Below are 24,527 nucleotides of genomic sequence, written 5' to 3'. Positions count from 1 at the left end.
TCAGTTCACCTTCACGACACCGCCGGTGATGTCCACGGTCCCGCCCGCGATCTTGATCGCGCCACCCTCGAGCGAGATGCTCCCTCCCTTGATCTGGACGCTCGCGCCCGAGATGACCACATCTCCCGCGGCGGTGACGGTGACCGTGGCACCCTGCAGGGTCGCTGGGCCCGCTGCGACAGCGCTCAAGACGGTCGTGTCGATTTTGGCGACAGCGCTCGCGCTGACGGTCCAAGATACGCTGTTGTCCGAGATCACCGGCGCGTTCGTGGTGGCGATCGGCGTGTTCAAGGTGTGCGAAGCGCCGGCGTTGACCGTCATCGCGGCAGCAACCGTGAGATCGTACGCGGCCCCGATCGTCTCCGTCTTCGCCGCGGTGATCGTCAGCTTTTCGGCGCCGTTCACCGTGTAGGTTTCAGGGCCGACAGTGACGCCGTGAGGCCCGGTAACAGTGAGGTTGCGATCGGCGGTCACGCTCTGGTCCTGCCCCGAGGTGATTGTCAGCGTCTGTCGGCCGCCGATCGTCACCTTCTCATCGCCGTCGACGTTCTCCTCATTCGTCGCGGTCACGTGGGTCTTGCGGCTCGCTCCGGTCTCTTCGGTGCGGTTCACGTTGACCGTCGACGTGCTGTTGTTCTTGATGGTCTCCGAGCGGTTGTTCCCCACGTCCGTGTTCAGATCCTTGCCGGCGGTGAGGCTGACCTTCTCGCTACCTGCGGTGTCGTTGAACTGGAACTCGTTGAACACCTTGCCGCCTGGGCTCGACATCGATTTCATTGTCGTGACCGTGGCCGCCCCCTTGCCCGACGCCGCGGGGAGCTGAATGCCATTGTAGACGCGGCCGACGACCACGGGCCGGTCAGGATCGCCGTCCTCGTAGGCCACAATCACCTCGGTGCCGACGCGTGGATGGGCGACCGAGCCGCCGCCGGCGCCCGCGAACATCTGACCGACGCGCACCCACGCGCTTGTGGGTTCCTTCTCGTGCCGCTCGGTCTCGGTGTCCCAGTGGAACTTCAGCCGCACGCATCCGTTCTCGTTTCCCTCAGGTCCGCCGACATGGATCTCGGCTCCGCGCGCGCCCGGCTCGTCGGCCACCGTCGCCGTCTGCGTTCCGAAGATCCGTGGCCTCGGTGTCCGTCGCGCGGGACGAAAGCGTGACTCCGCGGCCTTGTCGCGCTCGCCCCGACGCACGATCTCGATCTCCGCATGACACGGCCCGTCGTTCGGCAGCCTCCCAACGCCCTCGACGCCGGGGCCGAGCTCCCCTTCGGCAACTCCGCGAAGGACGGATCGAGTCACCAGGTATTCGCCCTCATAGCGATCCAGAGCGTGCTGAAGCTTGAAGATCGTCCCCGCACCGAGGATCCGGCACGAGCCCTCGGCGGTGCCGAAGCGCCCTTCGGTCTGGAAGCGCTCGAGGAGCGCCCTGGCGAGCGGCGCGCCGTGCTCTGGGCTCTCGACGAACCGACCCGGGTAGAGCTGGACGAAGAGATCGTCCGAGTCGCCCCGCGCTTCAGCGTCCATCGGGAGCTTCGGTTTTTGCCAGTTATAGTCGACGAGTTTCACCCGGCTCGGGCGAAGACGCCCACCGAGCCGGACCCTGTCGAGGTGACGGCCCACCGCGACCGGCGCGAGCGGCTCGAACGGGTCGAGCTTGTTCCTGCCGCCATCGTGATCGCACATGACGAGGACGACCGCGCTGTCCGTGTGCTCGAAATGGTAGCTGATCCCCTCTTCCTCGAGCAGACGCGAGACGAAGTCGAAGTCGCTCTCCTCGTACTGCACGACGTAAGGCCGTACCGCCGCGTCCTCGACGCGCGCCGCGTCGAGGAGACGCCAAGCGAACTTCTCGTCCGGGCTGGCGAACGCGCGGTGCAGATCGGCCGCGCGCCGATCCGCCTTGGCCGGTTGACCATCGACATCCCCTGGCTGCATCATCGAGTCATCCATGAGGACCGACTCGATGATCTTCCGGGTGGTCTTCTCGAGGAAGATCCGGCTCCGCTTCCGGTGCATGGCGCGTCCGAATGGGGGAAGGAGGACGATCTCGTAAAGGCTACCGGTGTGGGTGCTTCCCTTGTCTTCAGCGCTGGCTATCACGCCGTGGACCCATCGTTCCGGAGGGGTGGTGCCCGTGGAGATTCGCAGCGTGCCGAGCTTGCCCAAGAGGTCGAAGGGGTCGACCTCCCCCTCGGTCGTTCGCGCGTGCAGGAGCAGCTTGAGCTCGTAGGGGACGCTGATTGCTTCGTTCAGCGTGAAGCTCACGACGTGGAGACGGCCCCCACCGTCCCATTGAAATGAAAAATCGCTGTCCAGCATCGCTGGCCCTCGTCAGTGGTGATTCGCCGTGTGGATCCAGTAGGCCTGATAGCGCCGGTACAGCCCCTGCCACGCAGCGTGCTCCGTCGGATCCCGGCGCAGCCGCTCTTGCCACGCGATATCAACGGTGAGCCGCTCGCGCAGCGAGATGAGACCGTATTTTCTGAAGATCGCCTCTACATGCTGTGGGAACACCGAGAGCTCGGCGCACAAGCAAGCGTACTGCTCCAGCGTCAGGCGGGTCAGCGCAGACGGAGTCTGGAACGGAAGAGCGGAAGACGCTGGAGGAGATGTGGGACCGAGCGTTATCTCGGCAAACTCAGAGGACGACGGCGCCGGTTCCTGTGCCAGGGGTGGCGGGGGGGAATGGTCAGAATCCCCGTTCTGCCGTGGTGGCACGCGCTGGGGCATGGCGACCTGGAACGGCAACGGATCCATGTTGACCAGGCCCTGGAGCGGGAGCGTCGCGTCGTCCTGACATGCCGCCAGATGCGGGGCAGAGGCTAGCTGGAAGGGCAACGGATCCATGTCGATCACGCCCCGGAGCAGGAGCGTCCCGTCGGCAGGGGCTTCATCCGACACCGAGCCGACCAGTGACGGCCCAGGCGGGGCTGCGGCGGGCCACGGCGCAACGACAGCAGCGCGCTGGAAACTGGCTTGCTGTACTTCAATATGCGGTATGGGGTCGGGCGATGATTGGCTTCCGGGCTGCTCGCTCGCAACGATGTCCGCTGGGGGCGCATCGGTCGTGGCGAGCGCGGCCAGCTCGGCCCAAGCGGTCTGGTATGCGGCCCGGTAGGCCGCCAAACGGGTCAAGTCGGCGCGTTCCACATCGTCGGCGAGCTCGGCCAGAAGCGCCTCGTGGTCGCTGAACCAGGTCTCCGCATCGACGCCCGCCTCCGCAAGGACGGCTTCGCGCTCTAGCCCCGCATCCAGCTTCGCGCGGATCCGCGCGAACACGTCCCAGCCGATCCGCTTCATGACGATGCCGGATGCTCTCACGAAATGGTCAGCATGCCAACGCCTTTCACGGCCGTCCGGAGTCCGATTCGGCCACGAGCTCCGGGGGAGACGACGACCAAGGAGCTCATGTCGGCCGGCCACGACGCCAGGACGCTCACGGGTCCACCCCCTATTCGGCACGCTCGACTGGAAGGAGCAGAGGCGGAGTGAGAAGGACTGCGAAAGGCTCGCATCGGCCCGAGCCCGGTAACCGCGCGGGCAATTTTCTTGCCGCCGATTCTCGTCAGCTCTTGTAGGCGGACTCCGCTCACGCCATCCTGCTCGCATGCGCAGGGCTCATCCATGCCGGACGGAGCCGAATAGCCGACGATCGGCTCGCTACCTTATCAACATCAATCAGTCGCCCCAGGCGCGCGAGCTCACCGGCGGGCACCGGACGTACCTCCGGTAGCACCAGGAGTGGGCGTTCTGGGGAGGTGCGTCGTAGCAGGCGTGAACCTAGCACCACGGTGTCAGTCGGAGGGCCTTGAGCCTGGGGACCTCGGCGTGTCGACGGTGGCAACTGGGGCACCGGGGCAGCCAGCGGGTCAGCTCGTGGGCGGCGGCCAGACGATAGATGGCGAAGGAGTCGCTGGAATGGCGCTCGGGCCGCGAGCGGGAGCGGCGCGGGGACACGTGTTTGCCGACATGTTGATGACATTGCGGCGCGAAAGTCTGCGGGCGTGGGTTTCTGCGCACCCCGCAGCGTCCACCCTTCCTCGAAACTTCCTCGGCTCGCTCATCGAAATGCCTGTCCTCCGCGACTGAGCAGGGAACCACCGGGGAATTCTCCACGGGCGAAAAGACGCAGAGCTCGCTGGCCCCAACTCTGGGCGGTGCGAAGCTTGGATAAATCTGTTCGTTGAAGTGACCTTGGAGCGCGATGTGATGGGTGAGACCCCGCGCTGGGTGGTCCACGAACCGTTTGCCGACGGCATGCCTTGGCTCGTAGACCGCCAGTGCTCGGCACGCGTTCGCGACAACTCCACACCTATCCCCCACTTCGAGAGTCTTGGCGCACCAAAACATGAGCGACTTTCAACATTTCTGAAACGCGAACTCAATCAAATCGTATCGACATAAAATCCTGCCCTTCTCTTAACGTGGCCTGCTCCCGCGGTGCCGAGCACGCAGCGACCTGGCTGTCACCAGGTCGAGCGACAGCCGCTCTGGCAGCCACGCGAGCCTCGAACGATGTCTGCGTTGCTTTGTGCGAGCTTCCTTGCTCTGGTCGGGTGCGCGGGCGAGCCGATCGGCGACGGGGAGCCGCTGGATGCTCTCGAGCGAGATTTCGGCGGTCCCGACGGCGTGATGGACCTCTTCGAGAGCGGCAGCGAGGAAGAGATCCGCGCCACGCGCGACGAGTACGGAATCGGCTATGCAGTTCAGGAGCTCATCAGCGACTGCCGGCAGTACTTCCCTTCGGGCGACCGCAACGTGTGGCATTCCTTCGATGGGGAGTTCTATTACATCGACGGCTCTGGCCGGGCCTACAGGGCATACGCCTATCTTCCGCCGATCGTCGCCGCTCCTCGCACGGACACATGTCAGGGGAATGTGGGACGCTGAGGATACGCCGAGAATCCGTCCAACGACTACGATGGCGGTCACATGATCGGCTCGCAGCTCGGCGGATGGGGAGGACGGGCCAACCTCGTGCCCCAGGAGGCGAACTTCAACCGCGGGAACTGGGTGGCGCTGGAGAACAAGATGGCCACCTGCGGCTCGCTGCCCAGTGGACGGATGCGCTACTACATCGGCGCGAACTACCCGAACAGCAGCACGCTCATCCCGAACAACATGACCATGGAGATCACCAACCGCTCCACCGGGAGCAGCGTCTCCATGTCGTTCGCGAACACGGACGGAGGCGGCTCGAACGGTACCTCGGAGAAGAACCGCGGGGTGTCGTGGCTCAGCAGCCAGGGCTGTAACTAGACCCTGGGCCGACCGCGCTGCGGTGGGGCCGACCGTGCACGGGCGTGCATCGGCGCCCGCGCCGGCAAGCACCGCATCACACGGAGCGGCACGCGAAGATGTGCTCTATCGCGTCGATCACGAGCTGCTCCACCGGGTATGCGGTGATCTCGGCCGGGCTCGCGAAACGCAGGAGATCCATCGGCGGCGGCCTCACGACGAGATAGGCGAGGACCTCCGGCGCCTCGCGCCGCTGGATGACCGCGAAGGCGATGCGGTCCGCCCCCTGTGGGGCGCTCGCTCCCCGGATCCCGAGCTCGAGCGCGATGCTCGGCGCCTCGGGCTCCTCATCGAGCGCGATGCGCGGAACGTGGCCGGCGGAGCGGAGCTCGGAGGCGATCTCCTCGAGGACGGGCCGTATCACCTCGCCGCTCACCGTTCGGAAGGCGCCGTCGAAGGCCCGGCGATCGCTCGCGAGCTTCTCTTGCTGCCGCGCCGCATAGCGGCTCGTGATGAGCGCCAGGCGGTGCCTGCTATGGTCCCTCACGGCGCGAGGAGGAGCACTTTGACCTGGCTCGGGACGATGGATACGGCCGGGCAGTTCGTCGAGTTCGTGATCGTCATGCTGGTCAGTCGCGTGGCCGGGATGCCGCCGGCGAGCACGGTGAACGACGCCGTGACGTGCCGCGACGGGCCCATCACCATGCCCGAGGCGACCCCGAGGGCGACGCCGGGATTGTCGCCGTTCGTGAGCGGCACGGTGGTCGCCATGTTGTGCGCCGGCGTGCACATGAACAGCACGTTGTACGCGGCCGGTATGCCCATCGGCTGCATCGCGATGTTCGGGTACGGGACCGGGGTCGGGGCCGGCATCGGCGTGAGGCACACGTCGGGTGCGCCGAGAGACATGCCCATCATCTGCGTGTTCGCGAACATCTCGCCCTCTCAGCCAAGGTGGATCTGGGAACCGTCGATCTTGGTCAGCCCGCCGCTGTTCACGAGCGTCGTCTCCGCCTTGACGTGGAACGCGGCGCGCGCCTCGAGCTCCAGGTACTCGGCGCGCACCGTCTCGGACCGCGCGATGAAGCGATAGGCCCTGTCGAGCCGCTGGACGAGGCGCTCGGCGACCGTCTCCACCGACTGCGCCACGGTCTTGACGCGGTCGACCTGCGCCGTGAGGCTGTCGCCGAGGAGGCTCAGGACCCCGACCACCGCGTCGGCGCGCGCCGCCGAGAGGCGCGCCGAGCCCGCCGCGATCGTGACCTCGGCGGGCGTGATCACCTCGACCCCATCGCGCCCGCTCACCGAGACCGTGCCCGACGCGGCGGCGATCTCGAGGTCGCCCTCGGCCGACAGCCGCGCCGGCGCCGCGTCGTCGCGCTCGAGCACCGCGAGCACGTGCGAGCCGCGCTCGTGATGCGCGACGAGCACCTCGTCGCCGAGGGCGGGCTCGAGCAGACAGCTGGCGGCCCGCCGCGCCTCCAGCTCGCCCGAGCTCGACCTGACGCGCAGGCTGCGACCCGAGACGCCCACCACGATCGCGGCCTCCTGCGCAGGCCACGCCAGCTTTCTTGCCAGATTGTCTCTCATCGGTACCTCCGCGCCGAGCTCATCGGCCCTCCGTGCGCCGCTCCGCCTTGCTGAGCTCCTCGTCGTCGCCGAGCGCCGCGGATCGGTTCGTGAATCGAGTGTCCTGCTCGCGCGTCCGGTGGAACCGCGCGCGGAACAGCGTGCAATGCGAGAAGTCGGCGCCCGCGAGGTCCGCGTACGAGAAATCGGCGTACGTCAGGTCGGCGCCGGCGAACGTCGCGCGGGCGCAGCTCGCGTGCTTGAAGATGGCCTGGCGGGCGCTCGCGCCCTCGAGGCTCGCGCCCTCGAGCCGCGCCTTCACGAAGAGCGCCTGATCGAGCTTCGCCTTCCTGAGCGTCGCGTCCGACAGGCTGGCCTCCGCGAAGAGGGCCCGCTCGAGGCTCGCCTCGTCGAGGCGCGCGCCCGCGAGGGAAGCCCCCTTGAAATTCGTCTGCGCCATCCGCGCGCCCCGGAGGTCGCAGCCGCCGAGGTCGACCTCCATGAGCTGCGCGAGCGTGAGATCCATCCCCGAGAGATCCTGGCCGGCGAGCTTGCCCCCGATCAGCATCACCCGCTCGAGCCGCGCGCCGCGGAGGCGCGCCGTCGACAGGTCCGCCTTGAGGAGCACCGTCTGCACGAGGTTCGCGCCCTCGAAGCTCACCCGCGGGGCGTCGGCGTCGACGAGCGCGGCGCGGTCGAGGTTCGCCCCCTTCAGGCTCGCCTCCTCGAGGCGCGGCTTGATCAGGCTCGCGATGGTCAGGTCGGCGCCGTCGAGCGAGGAGCGCGACAGATCGCACTCGACCAGGCTGGCGGCGACCAGATCGGCCTCACGCAGGTCGGCCGCGAGGAACGTGCACCGGTCCCACGTGCCGTGGCGGAGGCGCGCCCCCGCGAGCTGCGCCCCCTCGAACCGGCAATCCGAGAAGATGGACTCGTGGAGCCGCGCGCCCGTGAGGTCGGCGCCCCGGAACGACACGCGCTCGAAGACGGCTCCGGAGAGATCGGCGCCGCGGAGGTCCATGCCCGCGAGATCCTCGTCGACTACCGGATCCGCGCTCGCGACGCGGGCGAGGAGATCGTCCTTGGTCATCGCTTTCGCCTCGGGAACAGGGTCCGGACGACGTGGGCGTCCTTGAAGCTCGTGCGCGCGTCGCCCTCGGTGCCCATCAGGTTCGCGCGGAACAGGTTCGCCCGGAGGAACGACGCGCCGCGGACCTTCGCGCCTTGCAGCATCGCCTCCATCAGGTTCGCGTCCGACAGCTCGGCGTCGCCGAGATCCGCGCGCATCAGCCGCGCCCCTTGCAGGCTCGCGCCCGCGAGGCGGGCCTCCTGCAAGTCCGACTCGCTGAGGTCGCAGCCGTCGGCCCGGACGCGCGCGAGCCCGGCGCCCTTCAGCGAGGCGCCGCGCATCGTCGCGAGGGCGAGCTCCGCGCCCGAGAAATCGGCCCCGCCGAGCTGGCACGCGAGCACGAGGCGCAGGTTGTTCGCGCGGGCGGCTCGGAAGCAAGCGCCCTCGGCGGCCGTCTCGACGAGCGCCGCGCCCTCGAGCACGGCCTCCGCGAGGCTCGCGCCGGCCATGCGACACCGGAAAAACGTGGCTTTCCGGAGACTTGCGCGATCCAGCCGCGCCCCCTCGAGGTCGCACTCGTAGAAGAGGACCTCGTCCGCGAGCGCGCCCTCGAGCTCGCCGCGCGCGAGGCGCGCCTCGAACAGGTCGGCGCCGCGGAGGTCGGCGCCGGCGAAGCGCGCGCCCTCGAGCTCGCCGCGCTGCAGGATCGCCTTGGCGAGGCGCGCGCCGCCGAAGTCGGCCCCGCGCGCCGCGACCTCGCCGAGGTTCGCGCCCTCGAGGCGGACGCCCTCGAGGCGGGCGCCCTCGAGGCAGGCGCGCACCAGCACGGCGCCCGACAGATCCGCGCCGGCGAGCGCGCACCCGCGCAGGTCCGCGCGCTCGAGGAGCGCCTCCCGCAGGACGGCCCCGGACAGGTCGAGCCCGCGGAGGTCGGCGCCGGTGAGGTCCCAGCCGGTCATCGGGCCCCCCGACGCGACCGCCGCCTCCACGCGCCCGCGGAGGTCGCGCTGCGCGGCGTCGTCCGGGAGCGCCGCGGGCGCCATGTGGTGCGCGGCCTGCCTGTAGCCGAGGATCTGCGCCTCCTCGAGCTTGCGGAGCCTCGCGACGAAGGCCGGATCCTCGATCTGGGCCTCCAGCTCGTCCATCGGGGCGCCGAGGTCGCGGCCGATCTGGGCGGTCTCTCGCATGCGGGCGAGGTGCTCGTCCGCGCGAAACTTGGGCGGCCCGCCTGCCTCGCGCCTCGATTTCTCGATGACCTCGTCGATGTCGATGCCGTGCTCGGCGAGGTTCTGACGCGCCTGCTCGAGGGCCTCGGCCTGCCTGACCTTCGCCTCGGCCTCGAGGCGGGCGGCCTCCGCCTCGACCCGCTCCATGTACTCGGGCAGCTCGTCGAGCTTCGGCGGCGCCTCCGGCGGCGGCAGCTCGCGCGGGATGCCCTTCTCGTCCGGATCGATCCCGAGCACCCGCACCGACATGCGGGCGCTGTCGAGCTCCCGCTGCGCCCGCTCGCGCGACCGCCGCTCCAGCACGCCCTCGCGGCGCAGGAGATCGTCCATGTCGCTGATCTTCTCGTCCGGCAGCGCGGGGGCGTCGGGGTCGGGGTCCGGGAGCAGATCGCGATCGCGCAGGGCGACGAGGTGCCCCTTCTTCTTGTCGAGGCGCTGCGCCAGGACGGCGTCGTAATGTTCCTTCGGCCGGGGGGCGCCGCGGCGCTCGAGCGCGGCGAGCAGGCACTTCACGTCGCGGGCGTCGTCCTCCTCGACGCGCGCGACGCCCCGGAAGATCGCGATCATGCGGCGGATGTTGGGCAGAAGCACGAGCGTCTCGAGCCTCGTCCCGATCTCCTCGAGCGCGTCCTCGCGCGAGGCCCGCGTCACGAAGCACCGCGCGACGAGCTCGGTCACGCGGCCCGTCAGCGCGGCCTGCTCGGGGTGGAGCTGCTCGAGCGCGATCGGCTCCCCGCCTTGGAAGAAGCCGGGCAGGCGCTGATCGGGCGGCGCCACCATGAAGTACTCCGGGTCGAGATCGCGGGCGAAGCCCGGGAAGTCGCTCTCGAGCCACGCCGCGTCGTACGTCCCGAGCTTCGCGTGGCGCTCGGGCCAGGTGGGGTCGAGGGGCCCGAACGCCGCGGGAGGCGGCCGATCGCCCGGCGAGGTGATGAGGTGCTTCGGGTGCTCGAGCTGCGGGAGCGGGTGGTGGCTCTTGCCGTCCTCCTCGACCGGGGCAAACCCCACCCCGAGCGGGTTCGGGGCGAAGCCTGGCCCGCCGAAGGCCTTGTCCCAGCCGAGGGCGAGCTCGGTCAGGGGCTCGGGCTCGCTCGGCACGCCGCGCTCCCAGCGGCGCTTGCCGACGACATACACGGCCTTGTCGATCGGGCCGACCTGGACGCGGGCCCGGAACGCCGGGCGCGGGGTGCCGCCCGCCGCGAAGGCCTTGCCGAACGCGAGGACCTCGCCCCGCGGCTTCGGCAGCCCCTCGTCGAGCGCGACGTCCTTGCCGAGCTGCTTCGGGATCTCCTGCCACATCGCGATCTCCGGGAGCGCGAGCTCCGGAGCGTCGAGCGGGAGGTACGCCGTGAGGCCGAGCGCGAGGAAGCGCTGCTGCTGCAGCTCGAACACGCGCTGCAGGACGGAGAGACGCTGGGGTTTGATGACGCGCATAGGGGATAAGGGTCGCTCACGCCGGGCGGGCGCTCATTTGCCGCGACCGGCGCGATTGTCCGCCGCGCCGCGCGCGATGTACGAGCGAGACAGGTTGGCCCAGCTCACGTCAGGATAAACGAGCTCGGGGTCGTCACCATCGATCTTGACGGCGACGCGCTTTCCCGGCTCCGCCATCGACAGCGAGCTGATGTTCAGCTCCCACTCCGTCCTCGCGAGGTACGCGGCCCCGCCGGGCGGCTGCACCTCGAGCCGGAGCTCGACGAAGGCCATGGCGCCGTCTTCGAAGGTGCCGAGGGTCCGGCTCGACACCACCGTGGCCTGAGCGAGGCTCGCCCGAGCCGCCCTCGCGGCGAGCTCCGTCATGCGCTCCTTCACCGCGCCGAGCTGGGCGCCTTCCCGGCGGAAGACGAAGAAGAGGATGGCCGCGAGGACGAGGAGCGGCACGAGGATCGCAGAGAGGAAGATGATCGTACCCATGTCGCCGCGCGATCTCCCCTTCGGGCTCACGAGCGCTGAGCCGCGGCTTGGCCGCGGGCGCCGACGGTCGAGGCCGAGCTCCTGGACAAGATGACCTCGCTCGCTCTCTCAGCTGAGCACATGGACGCCGGAGAGGTGATAACGCAGCGCTGTCATCGCGAGCCGCGTCGGCAGCTGGGAGATCTTCGCCGCGCCTGACTGGATGGTGACAGGCTTCACCGTGACCTCGACAGCGCTGTTGATCGCGAGCGAGGCGCCCCATTTGAACGCCAGCGCCACGCCGCCCGAGATGTCGAGCTTGGCCGCGTAGGTCGCGGTGAGCGCGGCCGAGAGCTCCAGCGTCGCCTTCGCGCCGATGAAGGTGGCGACGGTGGCGCCGACGGCGTTGGTGTTCGAGAGGCCGAGGAACGTGTCGGACTTCATGCCGACCGTCACGTTGACGTTGTTCGAGACGAAGAGCTTCTTGAACGGACCATACGTCTTGAGCTCCTCGGAGCCCTTGATCTGCCCCATCAGGTTGCCGTCGACCGTCTGGATCATGTTGCTCTTGACGCTGACCTCGCACTGATCTTGCGTCTCGAGCGTCATCTTGCCCTTGCTCTTGACGGTCGTGGTCCCGGCCTTCGTGTCGACGAGGGTGTCCCCGGCCTCGACGTTGACCGTGTAATTGCCTGTCTTCACCGTCGTCGTGGTGTCTCCCTTCACCGTGGTGGTCATCACGCCCGTGTCGACGTCGGTGAAGAGGTTGCCGCTGAGCACGTGGAGCGCCGTGTCACCCTTGACCTCGGTGTACGAGGTGTTGGCGTCGACGAAGAGCTCGTGGATCCCGGACTGCACGTGGGTGATCCAGTTGTCCTTGATGGTGGCGACCCAGGAGCCGCCGCCGTTCTGGCCCACGCTCTGGTCGAAGTTCTTGCCCGCGTCGAGCAGCGTGTTGTCGTCCGTCTTCACGATGAGCTCGTGATCGTCGTTCGGCGCGCCCATGCGAAGGTACGTGTTCGAGTACGGCGTCGAGAGGGTGACGCGCTGCTGCCCTGTCTTGTCCTCGAGCTCGAGCCGGTTCCGCCCGCCCGTCTGGAGGACGTTCTTCGTGTGGTTGCCGCTCGTGATCGGGCTCGGCGTGAGCGCGTTCGGCACCACGCCCGCGATCACCGGCCGGTCGGGGTCGCCGCCGAGGAAGCTGAGCACCACCTCCGTGCCCCTGCGGAGCGGGAAATGAAAGCCCTCGATGCCGCCGCCGTGCGGCTGCATCATGCGCACGAACGTCGAGGCCTTCCCGCTCTTCAGGTTGCTCTCGTCGAACTTGAACTTCACGTTGTAGCGGCCAAGATCGTCGATCTGGGCGTACTCGCTCTCGGCCGGGCCGTCGACGGTGCCGTTCTCGTATCCGTAGATGCGAGGCCAGGGCGTGCGGGACTCCGCGCGGAGCTGCGTCTTCGCCGGGATGGCGGTGATCTCGACGAAATAGGCCTCCTCGTGCGGCAGGTCGAGCAGCTCGCGGTACCCGGTGGCCCCGGCCAGCTGGTTGCCGTGATGGTGCGCCTCGATGGTGAGGTGCTTCGCGTTGAACGCCGCGCGCGGGTGGTCGTCGAGCTCGAACGTGTAGCCGGGCCGGAGGTGCAGCCGCGTGCCCGTCCCCTGGTACAGCACCTGCCGCGCGAGCAGCTCCTCGGCCCGGATCTTCGCGAGCCGCTCGCCCGCGGACGGCGTGAAGAAGCGCTCGCCGTACAGGCTCACCTCGCCCGCGCCGTTCGGCGACACGCGCGCCGACCCGGCGACGCTCAGGTTGGGCCGCGCATAGTCGTAATCCTTGAGCTTGATCACCGCCGGCAAGGTCGTGTGCTGGCTGGTGAACGTGCGGAGCGACATCCCCGCGCTCACGTCGTGCCCCAGTTGCGGGTGGTACCGGACAGGCTCGCCGATCGGGTCCTCCTCGTACGACGTCGCGTCGCAGAAGATGACCTTGTCGCCGTCGGGCGTGTGCTCGAAGAAGTAAAAGATGCCTTCGCGCTCCATCCACCGCGCCAGGAAGTCGAGATCGCTCTCCCTGTACTGGCAGATGTGCTCCTCGACCTCGTAGCTGCCGAGGCGCATCTCGTACTCGTCAGGTCCGATGCCGTTCTCCTCGAGGACGGCCTTCATGACGTCGGGCAGCGACAGCTTGGTGAAGATGCGGCTGCGCTTGGAGAGGCCGAGCAGCCAGAGCTTCGGGACCAGCACCGCCCGGAGGAGCGAGCGCCCGTCCAGCTCGTGGAGCAGGCCCACCGTCGCGAGGACGCCGGCGAAGACGAAGGGCGGGAGGTTGTCTCTCGGCCAGTCGAGCACGAGCGACGCCTTGGCGCCGACGGCATCGGGCAGGTCCAGGGACTCGGCGTCCTCGCCCTGGAGCAGGAGGAAGATCTCGATCTGATACGGGCGCGAGATGGCCTCGACGCCCCGAAAGCCGACGACGCGCGTGGAGCTGGGGAGCACGCCCGATGAGATTTTGATGAGGTCGTCCATGGCCTTCCCTGCGTTGTTCGAGGACGCGCGCCCGATGCCACCAGGTGAATCGTTCGCCCGTCGTCCCGAGGAGCTCGTTGATAGAACTAGGCAGAATCCGTCGGGTGGTCAACCTGCCGAAGAGCCGTCGATGCCGGCGTCGGTCGGTGGGATCTCGACGAGCGCGCGCAGGATGGCGCCGCTCGATTTCGCGCTCGCGAGCTTGACCCCATAGACGTTGGCGCCCGCGAGGTCCGCGTCGCGCAGATCGGCGCCCTCGACGTTGGCGCACGACAGGCTCGCCTCCTTCAGCTTCGCCGCGCGCAGGACGGCGCCCGCGAGGTTGGCGCCCGCGAGGCTCGCTCGCGAGATGTCGGCCTTGGTCCCGTTGATGTCCGCGAGGCACGCCCGATCGAAGACGGCCTCGACCAGGCGCGCTTGCCGCAGGTCGGCGCCCTCGAGCGACGCGTCCTCGAAGCGCACGCGCGACCCCTTCGCGAAGGCGAGGTCGGCGTTCTTGAGGAGCGCGGAGGAGAGCTGCGCGCGGTCCAGCGTGGCGCGGGACAGATCGGCGCGCGTCAGATCGGCCGCGTGGAGGCTCGCGTCCGTCAGATCCGTACCGCTCATGTTTGCCCCGGAGAGGCGCGCAGACGCGAAGTTGCATCGGGTGAGCGTCGAGCCGGCGAGGTTCAGGCGCTCGAGCGAGGCGCCGCCGAAGTCGATGCCGTCGAGCTCGACGCCCGCGAGCTCCAGGTCGTGGAGCGGCTGGCCGCTCCTGAGGCGGGCGAGCAACGTTGCGCGGAGGCCCCGGCTCTCCGGCTCGGGCGACATGGCGGCGGGCGCGGCGGACATGGGCGCGGCCAGGGCGTGCGGTGGTGCGACAGGCTCGGCCGTGTTCTCGGTGATCGCCGTCACCGTGAGGTCGAGGGGCGCCGCATCGAGCCGCGGTGCATCGAGGTTTGTCGGGCCGCTCGCCACGACGGCGGGCAGCGGAGGCGGCGGCGCCAGGTGCGGACGGGCGCTCCAGGGCGCCCCCGGGATCGCCGTCACCGGGGAAGCACGCCCGCTGCCGGGCGCGGCGAGCGCGAACGGCGGCTTCATCTTCATGTCCACGACGAGACCGCTGTTGCGGGCATCGACCGTGTAGTCCTCCTCGACCACCAGCGTCCTGGCGATCGGTCGCTCGCCCGCGACGGGGCCAGGCGCTCCATGCCGGCGATGGGACGGCGGAGGCGCGGCCGCCGCAGAAGGCCATGCCAGGGGCTGCCCCGACGTCTCGACGCCCGCGACCACGCGCATGCGGGCCGGCGTGTCGCCCGCCAGCAGGGCCACGTTCCCTCGCCAGACCACGGAGCAGAGCAGCCGGTCGGCGTCGATGGTCAGCGTGTCGGCGACGAGCTCGATCGCCTGCCCGTGGTCCTCTCCTTCCGGCCCGGTCCGGTAGAGCCGCGCGAGCCCGCGGGCCGAAGGCAGGCTGGACCGGAGCCACGGCCAATGCGGGTGCAGGCCCTCGAGGAAGATCCACTCGTCGCCGCGGAGGAAGTCGATCTGCTGATCCGCGGGCGCGGCGTGGAAGTACCGGAAGTCGAAGCTGCCGTCGAGATCCAGCGCCAGCGGGTCGGCCGGCAGATCCCGCGCAAGGAGATGCCGCCGCGGGGCCCAGTGCCTCGCGATCGGGCCGAAGCCCGCAGGCCGCATCGGATCGCCCGGATCGACGATGCTCGGCAGCACCGCGTCGGAGCCCACGCCCACCGGGTTCCCCTCGAGATGTGGGCCGCCGAACGCGCGCTCGTACACGAGCGGCATCCGGCTGAACGGACGGGGGCTCGGCGCCTCTCGCGTGCGGTCGCCGAAGACATGAAGCGCCTTGTTGAGGATCCAGCGGCCATCGCGGAAGAGCGCGATCCGCACCGGGAGCGCCGTGGCGGTCGTTCCCGCGGGCGCGCAGGCGTGCCCGCGCACGACGACCCCGGCGCCCGGCAGGTAGGGTGCTGTCTCACTGGCCTCTTCGAGGCTGCCCCACCCCTCCCGAAGGTGGTCGGCGCGGACCAGATCGACCGCCGCGGCGAGCTCTGCGGTCCTGTCGTGCACGAGGGCAAAGGTGGCCTTGACGAGGACGGTGAGCCGCTCTGCCCCCCGCATGCGCCACAGAACGGCGCCGCAGGCGGATGGCGACAGGGCGACGACGGAGAGGGGCCAGGGCGATTGCACGACGGGGGTCACGGGGCCCACGCACCTCGACGGCAGCGGGCCCTGAGCCCCTCAACATAGCCCCGCTCGCCTATCGGGCGCAAGCGCAGGACCTGACCGGAGGCGGCTCGCGGTCGGGCCCTCTCGCGGGAGCATGGCGGTGAAGAGGCTCCGGTGATCGCCTTGTGTGGGGTTGTCGGGGGCCGAGATCCAACCTCGATCCGAAAACCAAGCTCCTCGCGGCAGCCGTCTTCGTCATCTGGACCACCTGCCTGGTTCTCGCGTGGCCGAGCGCATCAACGAAGGACACCGAGAAGAGAACCGCTGGAAGGCCAATCCCGATCAACCCGAGGCGGAGAGCCACGACCATCGGAGTCGAGCTCCCGCCATGCCATGTGACGAGCGCGGCAGTGGCGACGGCGCTGGCCATGATGTCAGCCAGCTGCCGAGCCGGACGCGAGGCGGTCGCGATCGACTCGAGAGGTTGCGTTTCAAACGAACACGACGACGAGCGCTCCGCGAGGCGCACGCCCATGTCCGACATGCCCGGGGGCCTGCTCCGCGAGGCCCCTCAGCGCGCCAGACGGTACGTCGCGTCGAACGGCGAGCCGCCCTGCGGGACGTCCCGCGCGACGCCGCGCTCCGGGTTCGCCGCGAGGTGGCGCAGGATCCAGAAGACCGTCTCGACGTCGTCCGTGCCCGCGGCCTTCGCGACCTCGGCGAGCGACAGCGCGCGGCCCGCGCTCGCGCCGAGCGCCGCGAGCACCTTGGCCTGCAGGTCGAGCACCTCCTGCGCCGCCTTCTTGCCGGCCTCGACGCCGGGCTGGTGGTACGCGTTGATGCCCACGAGCGACGCGTACAGGCCCACCGCGCGCTCGTAGAGCGCGATCAGCATGCCGACGGCGCGCGCGTCGACCGTGTCGATCGTGAGCGTGATCGACTCGCGCCCGCTCTCGGTCAGCGCCTTGCGCGTCCCCTGGAGGAAGCCGTCGAGGTAGTCGCCGGTCGTGACGCCGGGGTCGACCTCGAGCACGCCGCGCGACGGCGCGCGATCCCGCAGCACCTCGATGAACGTGACGAAGAAGTTGTCGAGCCCGTCACGGAGCTGCTGCACGTACGCGTGCTGATCCGTCGAGCCCTTGTTGCCGTACACGGCGATGCCCTGGAAGACCTCGTTGCCCTGCCGATCGAGGCGCTTGCCGAGCGACTCCATCACGAGCTGCTGGAGGTAGCGCGAGAAGAGCTCGAGCCTGTCCTTGTACGGCAAGAGCACCATGTCCTTCCGGCCCACGCCGCCCGTCGCCGAGTACCAGGCGAGCGCGAGCAGCGCCGCGGGGTTCCGGGGGACCTCCTTCGAGCGCGTGACCTCGTCCGCCTCGCGCGCCCCCTGCAGCATCTCGACGATCGACAGCCCCTGGAGCGCAGCGGGCAGCAGGCCGACCGCCGACAGCTCGCTCGTGCGCCCGCCGACCCAGTCCCACATCGGGAAGCGGGCCAGGAAGCCGTGCTTCGTCGCATACCGGTCGAGCTCGCTGCCCTCCCCCGTCACCGCGACCGCGTGCGCGCCGAGCGAGAGGCCGAGCCGGCGGTACGCCGCCTCGAGCTCGAGCATCCCGTTGCGCGTCTCCTTCGTCCCGCCCGACTTCGAGATGATCACCGCGAGCGTCGCGCCGAGCTCGTCCCCGATGGCGTCCAGCGTGCGATCGATCCCGTCGGGATCCGTGTTGTCGAAGAAATGGATCCGCATCCGATCGGCCGGCGTCCCCAGCGCCGAGGCGACGAACTGAGGCCCGAGCGCCGAGCCGCCGATCCCGACGACGAGCACCCTGCTGAAGCGGGCCGCCCGCTCCGGCCGGACCCGCGCCGCGTGAACGTCCGCGGCGAAGCGCAGAATCCGCGCGTTCGTCTCCTCGATCGCCGCGCGCAGCGCCGCCTCGGGCGCGAGCTCCGGCGCGCGCAGCCAGTAGTGACCGACCCGGCGGCCCTCGTCGGGATTTGCGATGCTACCGCCCTCGAGCGCCGCCATCTCGGCGAGCGCCGCCTGAATCCGCGGTTCCATCGTGGTAAAAAAGTCGCTCCCGAAGCGGATCCGGCTCACGTCCAGCCAGAGACCGAGGCTGGGATCGTGGAAGAGGTGGTCCCGGAAGCGATCGAAGGGGAGGACGGCGGGCGCCGGTCCTCGACCCGGGGTTCTGCGGTCTTGATCCATGGCCCCCTTCTACCGCTTCTCCCTACCGTTTCTCCAGGCGCTCGAACCCCTTGCCCGGACGATGTTCCGCCCCACGAGTCGACGGAGTCGGAAAACGACTCTAGCGTGCCGGCCCGACACGCGTTATTTGCAGCCCGACCACGATGCAGCTTGATTTCGGAATCAATGCAGGGCTCGTCGAGGAGCTCTATGCCCAGTACCTCGAGAACCCGGAGTCGGTAGACCCCGGCTGGCGCTCGTTCTTCGAGGGAAAGAACGGCGGAGCGACGCCGAGCAGGCTGCCCGCGCCGGCGGCGCCGCCGACCATCCCGCACCATGTGCTGCGGCCCGGGAACGGGCACGGCTACGGGAACGGGAATGGCAAGACGAACGGCGAGGCCGCGAAGACGCTGGAGGCCGCGTTCGCGCGGACGCTCAGCGAGCACCCGAGCTCGCCCGAGTCCTCGCGCGATCTCAAGGTGCTCGCGGAGGCCGCGATCAAGGCGCGCGTCTACGCCCTCGTGAACGCCTACCGCGTGCGCGGCCACCTCTTCGCGCACGTCGACCCGCTCGGCCTGCCGCCCGCCACGCCGCCCGAGCTCGACCTCACGAACTTCGGGCTCCGGGTCGAGGACCTCGAGCTGCCCTTCCCCACGACCGACCTCGCCGGCGTGCCGCCCGTCCTCACGCTGCGCGAGATCATCCGCCGGCTCGAGGAGACGTACTGCCGCTCGATCGGCGTGGAGTTCACGTTCATCGAGGAGCCCGAGGCGCGCCAGTGGCTCCAGCAGCAGATGGAGTCGACGCGCAACCGGCTCACGCTCGACCGCCAGAAGCAGCTCCGGATCCTCACGAAGCTCTCCGACGCCGAGATCTTCGAGCAGTTCATCCACAAGTCCTACGAGGCGGGGACGAAGCGCTTCTCGCTCGAGGGCGCCGAGAGCCTCATCCCGCTGCTCGACCTCATCATCGAGCGCGCGGGGACGCACGAGGTCGACGAGATCGTGGTCGGCATGGCGCACCGCGGCCGGCTGAACGTCCTCGCGAACATCATGGACAAGAGCCTGCGCGAGATCTTCGCGGCCTTCGAGGACAAGAACGCGGAGCGCCACCTCGGCAGCGGCGACGTCAAGTACCACCTCGGCTACTCGACCGATCGCACGCTCGAGAACGGGCGCAACGTCCACCTCACGCTCACGTTCAACCCGAGCCACCTCGAGTTCGTGAACCCCGTCGTGCAGGGGCGCGTCCGCGCGAAGCAGGACCGCCGGCTCGCCGACGGCGCCGCCGACGCGCGCCGCCGCGTGATGCCGCTGCTCATCCACGGCGACGCGGCGTTCATCGGGCAGGGCGTCGTCGCCGAGACGCTCAACATGATGAACCTGAAGGGCTACACGACGGCCGGCACGGTCCACGTCATCGTGAACAACCAGGTCGGGTTCACGACCGATCCGATGGAAGGGCGCTCGACCCGCTACGCGTCCGACATCACGCGGATGCTCAAGGTCCCGGTGTTCCACGTGAACGGCGAGGACCCGGAGGCGGTCGCCCACGTCGCGCAGCTCGCGATCGACTACCGCACGCGCTTCGGCTCCGACGTGATCATCGACATGTACTGCTACCGGCGGTACGGCCACAACGAGGGCGACGAGCCGCGCTACACGCAGCCGCGGATGTACGCCGCGATCGACAAGAAGCCCACGGTCCGGCAGGTGTACGTCCGGCGCCTCATGGAGCTCGGGCAGGTCACCGAGGAGAAGGCCGACGAGATCGTCGTGCGGCGCCGCGAGGCGCTCGCCACGGCGCTCGACGAGGTGAAGCAGAAGGGCTTCGCGCCGGTGCTGTACTCGATGGGCGGCGTGTGGTCGCACTACCGCGGCGGCGCCGACCACGCGACGCCGGAGGTGCCGACGAGCGTGCCGGCCGAGAAGCTCATCGCGCTGTCGGAGAAGCTCCTCGAGCTGCCCGAGGGCTTCAAGGCGCACCCGAAGGTGCTGCCGACGCTCCAGCAGCGGCACGACAAGCTCGTCGCCGGCGAGCCGTTCGACTGGGGCACGGGCGAGATGTTCGCCTACGCGTCGCTGCTCGCCGAGAAGACGCCGGTGCGGCTCTCCGGTCAGGACGTGCAGCGCGGCACCTTCAGCCACCGGCACGCGGTGCTGCGCGACGTCGAGACGAGCGCGCGCTACGCGCCGCTGTCGCGCGTGGCCGAGGGGCCGGCGCGCTTCGAGGCGTACAACAGCCCGCTCAGCGAGGCGGGCGTGCTCGGCTTCGACTTCGGCTACAGCCTCGACTACCCGGACGGGCTGGTCATCTGGGAGGCGCAGTTCGGCGACTTCCTGAACGGCGCGCAGGTCATCGTCGATCAGTTCCTCACGTCGAGCGAGGACAAGTGGCACCGGCTGAGCGGCATCGTGCTCTTCCTGCCGCACGGCTACGAGGGCCAGGGGCCGGAGCACTCGAGCGCGCGCATCGAGCGCTGCCTGCAGAACAGCGCCGAGGACAACATCCAGGTGTGCAACCTGACGACCCCGGCGCAGCTGTTCCACGTGCTGCGGCGGCAGGTGCACAGGCCGTGGCGCAAGCCGCTCATCATCGCGACGCCGAAGAGCCTGCTGCGCGTCCCGGCGACGTCGAAGGGCCCGCACCGGCCCGTGTCGACGATCAAGGATCTCTCCGAGGGCAAGTTCCACCGCGTGCTGCCCGACACGAGCGGGGTCGATCCGGCGGACGTGAAGCGGGTGCTGCTCTGCTCGGGCAAGGTGTACTACGACCTCGCGCTGGCGCGGGAGACGCGCGGGCTCAAGGACGTGGCGATCCTGCGGCTGGAGCAGCTGTTCCCGCTGAACGAGGAGATCGTGAACGCGCTCGCGCCCTACAAGGACGGCACGCCGCTCGTGTGGGTGCAGGAGGAGCCGCGCAACTACGGCGCCTGGTACTACATCCTCGCGGTGCTCCGGCAGCGCATCGGCGACCGGCTGCCGCTCTCGTGCGTGAGCCGCGCGCCGAGCGCGAGCCCGGCGACCGGCTCGCGCGCGAGCCACCTCCTCGAGCAGAAGATGCTGATGGACGAGGCGTTCGTCGGGGGTACCCGGTGAGCGGCGGCGCGGCGAGCCTGCAGGACAGGTACTCGCCGCAGGGCCGCTGCTTCGGCTGCGGGCCGGCGAACGACAGGGGGCTCCGGCTGAAGAGCCGCGTCGAGGGCGACGCGGTGGTCTGCGACTTCACGCCGGAGCCGCACCACGAGGCGTTCCCCGGGATGCTCAACGGCGGCATCATCGGGGCGCTGCTCGACTGCCACTCCAACTGGACCGCGGCTTACCACCTGATGAAGGCGCGGGGGGCCGACGCGCCGCCGTGCACGGTGACGGCGGACTTCCACGTGAAGTTGAAGAAGCCGACGCCGCTCGGCGGCCCGGTGCACCTGCGGGCGCAGGTCGCCGAGGCGGAGGGTGACCGCGTCGTGGTCGAGGCGACCCTGGAGGCGGGCGGGCGGGTCACGGCGACGTGCCGCGGGACGTTCGTGGCGGTGAAGGAAGGGCACCCGGCCTTCCACCGCTGGTAGGCCCGAGCTGACGCGCGGCGCGGGCGGCCCGTCCGCGACCGGGAAGGCGTTGCTCGCCGCCTCCGTGGCACACGCGATGCTCGCGCCCCGGCGCGCGGCGTTCCCGGCGTGGCGCGCGGATCGGATCCGCCGTCCTCGCCTCGCCGCGCAGCGAGGAGGATCCGCAATGAAGGCAAACACCGGGGTCGCCATCGCCGCGGGAGCGGCCGCCGTGCTCTGCGGGAGCGTCGCCGCTGCGCAGGACTTCGGGGGCGAGGTCCCGCCGAGCTACCTGCGCTCTCCGCTGAGGGCGCCTGCCAACGCGCTCGAGCTCGGCCTCAACCTCGGATACGCGCAGGGGTTCGGCGACATCGGGAGCGAGCGACGCCTGCGCGACGTGGCGGGGCCGGGGGCGGGCGTGGGCGTGAAGCTCGTCTACCGCGCGGTGCCGAAGGTCGGCCTCGGGCTGACGTCGAGATACGAGCAGTACATGGCGCAGGGCGGGGAGCAGGGCGGGGCCGACGTGCGCGGCGTGACGCTCGGCGCGGAGGCGAGCTTTCACCTGGCGCCGTTCGAGCGGGTCGATCCGGTGATCTCGCTGGGCACCGGTTACCGGGCGCTGTGGACCGCGGCGCGGCCGGGGGTGTGGACGGCGACGCCGGCGGGGATGTGGATCGCGGCGCCGGCGGGGGTGAGGGGCGACACGGTGACCCACGGGATCGAGCTCGGGCGGCTCCAGGTGGTGATCGACGTCCGCATGTCCGAGAGCGTGGCGCTGGGGCCCACGATCGGCGGCGGGCTCAACCTGTTCCTCTGGGAGAACACCGACGGGTCGAGCCGCGGCTGGGAGGTCCCGGACAGGCGCGTGAACAGCTTCGTGTTCGCGGGGCTCGAGGGGCGCTTCGACCTGGGTGGGCAGCGCGTGAGGGAGGTCATCCAGGTCGCGCGGCGGCGCTAGCGCGGCGGGGGGAAAGGGCGTGCCGAGCTGCCCGGCCCGAGGAGGGCCTGCCCTCTTCGTGAAGCCGATTCAGGTTCCGCGGTGCCCGGGCTCGGCTACCCTGGGCGGCCGGCGCGGGCCGCCGCGCGCGCCCGCTCACCGATGCAGCTCTTCGTCGCTCTTGCCCTGTTCGAGGGCTGTCCCTCCGACTTCCTGAACAGCCCGGCCGCGCTCCGCGGGGCGCTGGAGGCGGCCGTCGCCGCGGGGTCGTTCACCCTGCTCGAGATGGTGGTCGTCCCGTTCTCGCCGCAGGGCATCACCGCGTGCGCCGTCGTCGGCGAGTCGCACGTGGCGCTGCACTCCTGGCCCGAGTCGGGGCGGCTCTTCGTCGACGTCGCCTCGTGCAGCACGCTGGAGAGCGTCCGCCGCGCCGTGGCCGCCATCGGGAGCGCGCTGCCCGAGGGGCGGCTCGCGACGCTCGACGAGCGGATCGTCGACCCCGCCGGCGCGCGGGCGCCCTGACGCGGCGCCGCGCCCTCGCGGAGAGGGCGCGCGGCCGCGCCGGGCGCGGCATGGCTCAGTGCTGATCAGTGCTGGCCGAGCACGCGGCGGAGCGGCTTGTTGAACGCGAACATCGCGGCGCCCGCGCCCAGGCCGAGCACGGTGAGCATCAGGAAGAACATGTCCTTCGACCAGCGCGTGTAGAAGATGCCGAGGTAGCCGCTCAGCGTGTTGCCGAGGAAGCTCGAGACGAACCACATGCCCATCATCATCGACACGATCCGCACCGGCGAGACCTTGGTCACGAGCGACAGCCCGATGGGCGACAGGTAGAGCTCGCCGATCGTGAGCAGCAGCGTGCAGAAGACCGGCCAGAACAGGCTGCCCTTGCCGTCGCCGACGGCCTGCGCGCCGAGGATCATCACGATGAACGACAGCCCGAGGATGGTGCAGCCCAGGGCCATCTTCGAGACGCTCGTCGGCTCGGTGCCCCGCTTCGCCTGCCAGCGCCAGAAGATGTCGAGGAGGGGGGCGAACAGGATGATGCAGAGCGGGTTCACCGACTGGAACCACGTCGACGGGATCTGGAAGCCGAGCACGGTGGGCCACACCGTCTTCTCGTCGGCCCAGCTCTGCATCGTGTTGCCCTGCTGCTCGTAGACCGCCCAGAAGACGATGTTGAGGGCGCAGAGCGCCACGAGCGCGCCGACGCGCTGCCACTCGTCGCCGGAGAGCGGCTGCTTCTGGTCGCCGGCCCCCTCCGCCGTCTTCATCAGGTTGTCCTTGGCGAGGTACTTCTGCCCCGCCAGGTAGACGACGAGCCCAAGGCACATCCCGACGCCCGCGGCGGCGAAGCCGTAGTGCCAGCCGTAGACGGCGGCCAGGGTGCCACACACGAAGTTGCAGATGAAGGCGCCGAGGTTGATGCCCATGTAGAAGATGGTGAAGGCGCCGTCGCGGCGCGGATCACCCTTCGGGTACAGGCTGCCGACCTGGGTCGAGATGTTGGGCTTGAACGCGCCGTTGCCGAGGATGAGCAGGAGCAGCGCGATGAAGAACGAGTTCTCGAACGCCATCACGAAGTGTCCGATGGCCATCAAGACGCCGCCGATCACCACCGTCTTGCGCTGCCCCCACACCTTGTCGGCGAGGATGCCGCCGAAGAACGGCGTGAGGTACACGAGGCCCGTGTACAGCCCGTAGAGCATGGACGCCTGCTCGTTGGGCGCGCTCGGGAGGAGGCCCTTGATGAACTGCCAGGCGAACACCGTGGTCGGATCACCAGGGACGAGATCGCATGGCTGCGCGTGCTGCCGGCACCCCTGGTAGGCTTCTCGCGCGGTGACGAACAGGTAGTTCGCCATATACAGCTTGAGGAGGCCGCGCATGCCGTAATAGGAAAAGCGCTCCCACATCTCCGCGAAGAAGAGGATCACGAGCCCCGGCGGGTGCTTGAAGCGCCTCTCGAAAGCGGTGACGGGGAGGGCCGGCTCGATTGCTTGCTCGCTCAATGCTGTCTTCTCCACGAGCTGGGACCACGCTGCGTGGTGGTCGGGCGATGCGGGGGATCGTGGGGCGCGCTGCCCCTCGGCACGGGGATGCTAGACGATCCGCGACGACCACGTCACCCCCTTGTTGCGCACAGCGTCGAGCCGGGTGAACAGGGT

General features: G+C 69.7%; 18 protein-coding genes. 6 read left to right on the top strand and 12 right to left on the bottom strand.

The window, feature by feature from the left end; genetic code table 11:
- Both ACSRUE_RS19955 and ACSRUE_RS19950 read right to left on the bottom strand, forming a co-directional pair.
- A complete protein-coding gene (locus tag ACSRUE_RS19955; protein WP_441292360.1) occupies positions 1–2,322 on the bottom strand; it encodes a type VI secretion system Vgr family protein in 2,322 nt (773 codons plus the stop codon).
- Between the two features lie 12 nt (positions 2,323–2,334).
- Positions 2,335–3,303, bottom strand: coding sequence for a hypothetical protein (locus ACSRUE_RS19950; protein WP_441292359.1), 969 nt, complete (start codon positions 3,301–3,303; stop codon positions 2,335–2,337).
- A 1,215-nt stretch (positions 3,304–4,518) separates the two neighbouring features.
- Here ACSRUE_RS19950 and ACSRUE_RS19945 point away from each other — a divergent pair.
- Positions 4,519–4,893: a hypothetical protein gene (locus ACSRUE_RS19945; protein WP_441292358.1), complete on the top strand. Its 375-nt coding sequence runs from the start codon at positions 4,519–4,521 to the stop codon at positions 4,891–4,893.
- A gap of 42 nt (positions 4,894–4,935) precedes the next feature.
- Positions 4,936–5,262, top strand: a complete 327-nt coding sequence (locus tag ACSRUE_RS19940; protein ID WP_441292357.1) for a DNA/RNA non-specific endonuclease — start codon at positions 4,936–4,938, stop codon at positions 5,260–5,262.
- A gap of 76 nt (positions 5,263–5,338) precedes the next feature.
- Here ACSRUE_RS19940 and ACSRUE_RS19935 read toward each other — a convergent pair whose 3' ends face one another.
- The 9 genes from ACSRUE_RS19935 to ACSRUE_RS19895 form a co-directional block, all read right to left on the bottom strand.
- The gene (locus tag ACSRUE_RS19935) at positions 5,339–5,788 is read right to left on the bottom strand and encodes a hypothetical protein (protein ID WP_441292356.1); all 450 of its coding nucleotides are present in this window, start codon (positions 5,786–5,788) and stop codon (positions 5,339–5,341) included.
- Positions 5,785–6,177: a DUF4150 domain-containing protein gene (locus tag ACSRUE_RS19930; RefSeq protein WP_437765777.1), complete on the bottom strand. Its 393-nt coding sequence runs from the start codon at positions 6,175–6,177 to the stop codon at positions 5,785–5,787. Before ACSRUE_RS19930 ends, ACSRUE_RS19935 begins: the two co-directional genes overlap by 4 nt.
- A 9-nt stretch (positions 6,178–6,186) precedes the next feature.
- Positions 6,187–6,831 (bottom strand): DUF3540 domain-containing protein, encoded by a 645-nt coding sequence (locus ACSRUE_RS19925; RefSeq protein ID WP_437765776.1) that lies wholly within the window; start codon positions 6,829–6,831, stop codon positions 6,187–6,189.
- Between the two features lie 19 nt (positions 6,832–6,850).
- Positions 6,851–7,900, bottom strand: coding sequence for a pentapeptide repeat-containing protein (locus ACSRUE_RS19920; RefSeq protein WP_437765775.1), 1,050 nt, complete (start codon positions 7,898–7,900; stop codon positions 6,851–6,853).
- Positions 7,897–10,539 (bottom strand): DUF2169 family type VI secretion system accessory protein, encoded by a 2,643-nt coding sequence (locus ACSRUE_RS19915; protein WP_441292355.1) that lies wholly within the window; start codon positions 10,537–10,539, stop codon positions 7,897–7,899. Before ACSRUE_RS19915 ends, ACSRUE_RS19920 begins: the two co-directional genes overlap by 4 nt.
- Positions 10,540–10,572: 33 nt before the next feature.
- On the bottom strand, positions 10,573–11,019 hold the full coding sequence (locus ACSRUE_RS19910; protein WP_441292354.1) for a hypothetical protein: 447 nt from the start codon (positions 11,017–11,019) through the stop codon (positions 10,573–10,575).
- Between the two features lie 108 nt (positions 11,020–11,127).
- A complete protein-coding gene (locus ACSRUE_RS19905; RefSeq protein ID WP_441292353.1) occupies positions 11,128–13,521 on the bottom strand; it encodes a type VI secretion system Vgr family protein in 2,394 nt (797 codons plus the stop codon).
- Positions 13,522–13,629: 108 nt separating this feature from the next.
- The gene (locus ACSRUE_RS19900) at positions 13,630–15,723 is read right to left on the bottom strand and encodes a DUF2169 family type VI secretion system accessory protein (RefSeq protein WP_441292352.1); all 2,094 of its coding nucleotides are present in this window, start codon (positions 15,721–15,723) and stop codon (positions 13,630–13,632) included.
- A 538-nt stretch (positions 15,724–16,261) separates the two neighbouring features.
- The gene (locus tag ACSRUE_RS19895; protein ID WP_441292351.1) at positions 16,262–17,899 is read right to left on the bottom strand and encodes a glucose-6-phosphate isomerase; all 1,638 of its coding nucleotides are present in this window, start codon (positions 17,897–17,899) and stop codon (positions 16,262–16,264) included.
- Positions 17,900–18,042: 143 nt separating this feature from the next.
- Between ACSRUE_RS19895 and ACSRUE_RS19890 the strand changes: the two genes are divergently transcribed.
- From ACSRUE_RS19890 to speD, 4 genes are all read left to right on the top strand, one after another.
- Positions 18,043–20,976 carry a 2-oxoglutarate dehydrogenase E1 component gene (locus tag ACSRUE_RS19890; protein WP_437765769.1) on the top strand — a complete coding sequence of 978 codons (2,934 nt, stop codon included), beginning with the start codon at positions 18,043–18,045 and terminating at the stop codon, positions 20,974–20,976.
- Positions 20,973–21,443 (top strand): PaaI family thioesterase, encoded by a 471-nt coding sequence (locus ACSRUE_RS19885; RefSeq protein WP_437293595.1) that lies wholly within the window; start codon positions 20,973–20,975, stop codon positions 21,441–21,443. The genes ACSRUE_RS19890 and ACSRUE_RS19885 overlap by 4 nt, the downstream gene beginning before the upstream one ends.
- A gap of 166 nt (positions 21,444–21,609) precedes the next feature.
- Positions 21,610–22,380: a hypothetical protein gene (locus ACSRUE_RS19880; RefSeq protein WP_441292350.1), complete on the top strand. Its 771-nt coding sequence runs from the start codon at positions 21,610–21,612 to the stop codon at positions 22,378–22,380.
- A gap of 81 nt (positions 22,381–22,461) precedes the next feature.
- On the top strand, positions 22,462–22,881 hold the full coding sequence (gene speD, locus ACSRUE_RS19875; protein WP_437765766.1) for an S-adenosylmethionine decarboxylase: 420 nt from the start codon (positions 22,462–22,464) through the stop codon (positions 22,879–22,881).
- 65 nt (positions 22,882–22,946) lie between these two features.
- Here speD and ACSRUE_RS19870 read toward each other — a convergent pair whose 3' ends face one another.
- Positions 22,947–24,371 (bottom strand): peptide MFS transporter, encoded by a 1,425-nt coding sequence (locus tag ACSRUE_RS19870; protein WP_441292349.1) that lies wholly within the window; start codon positions 24,369–24,371, stop codon positions 22,947–22,949.
- Positions 24,372–24,527: the final 156 nt, after the last annotated feature.

It is taken from the genome of Sorangium sp. KYC3313 (assembly GCF_052075895.1).
Classification (GTDB): Bacteria; Myxococcota_A; Polyangia; order Polyangiales; family Polyangiaceae; genus Sorangium; species Sorangium cellulosum_B.
Note: the sequence above shows the minus strand (reverse complement) of the source record. Positions and strands in the feature narration are given on the sequence as shown.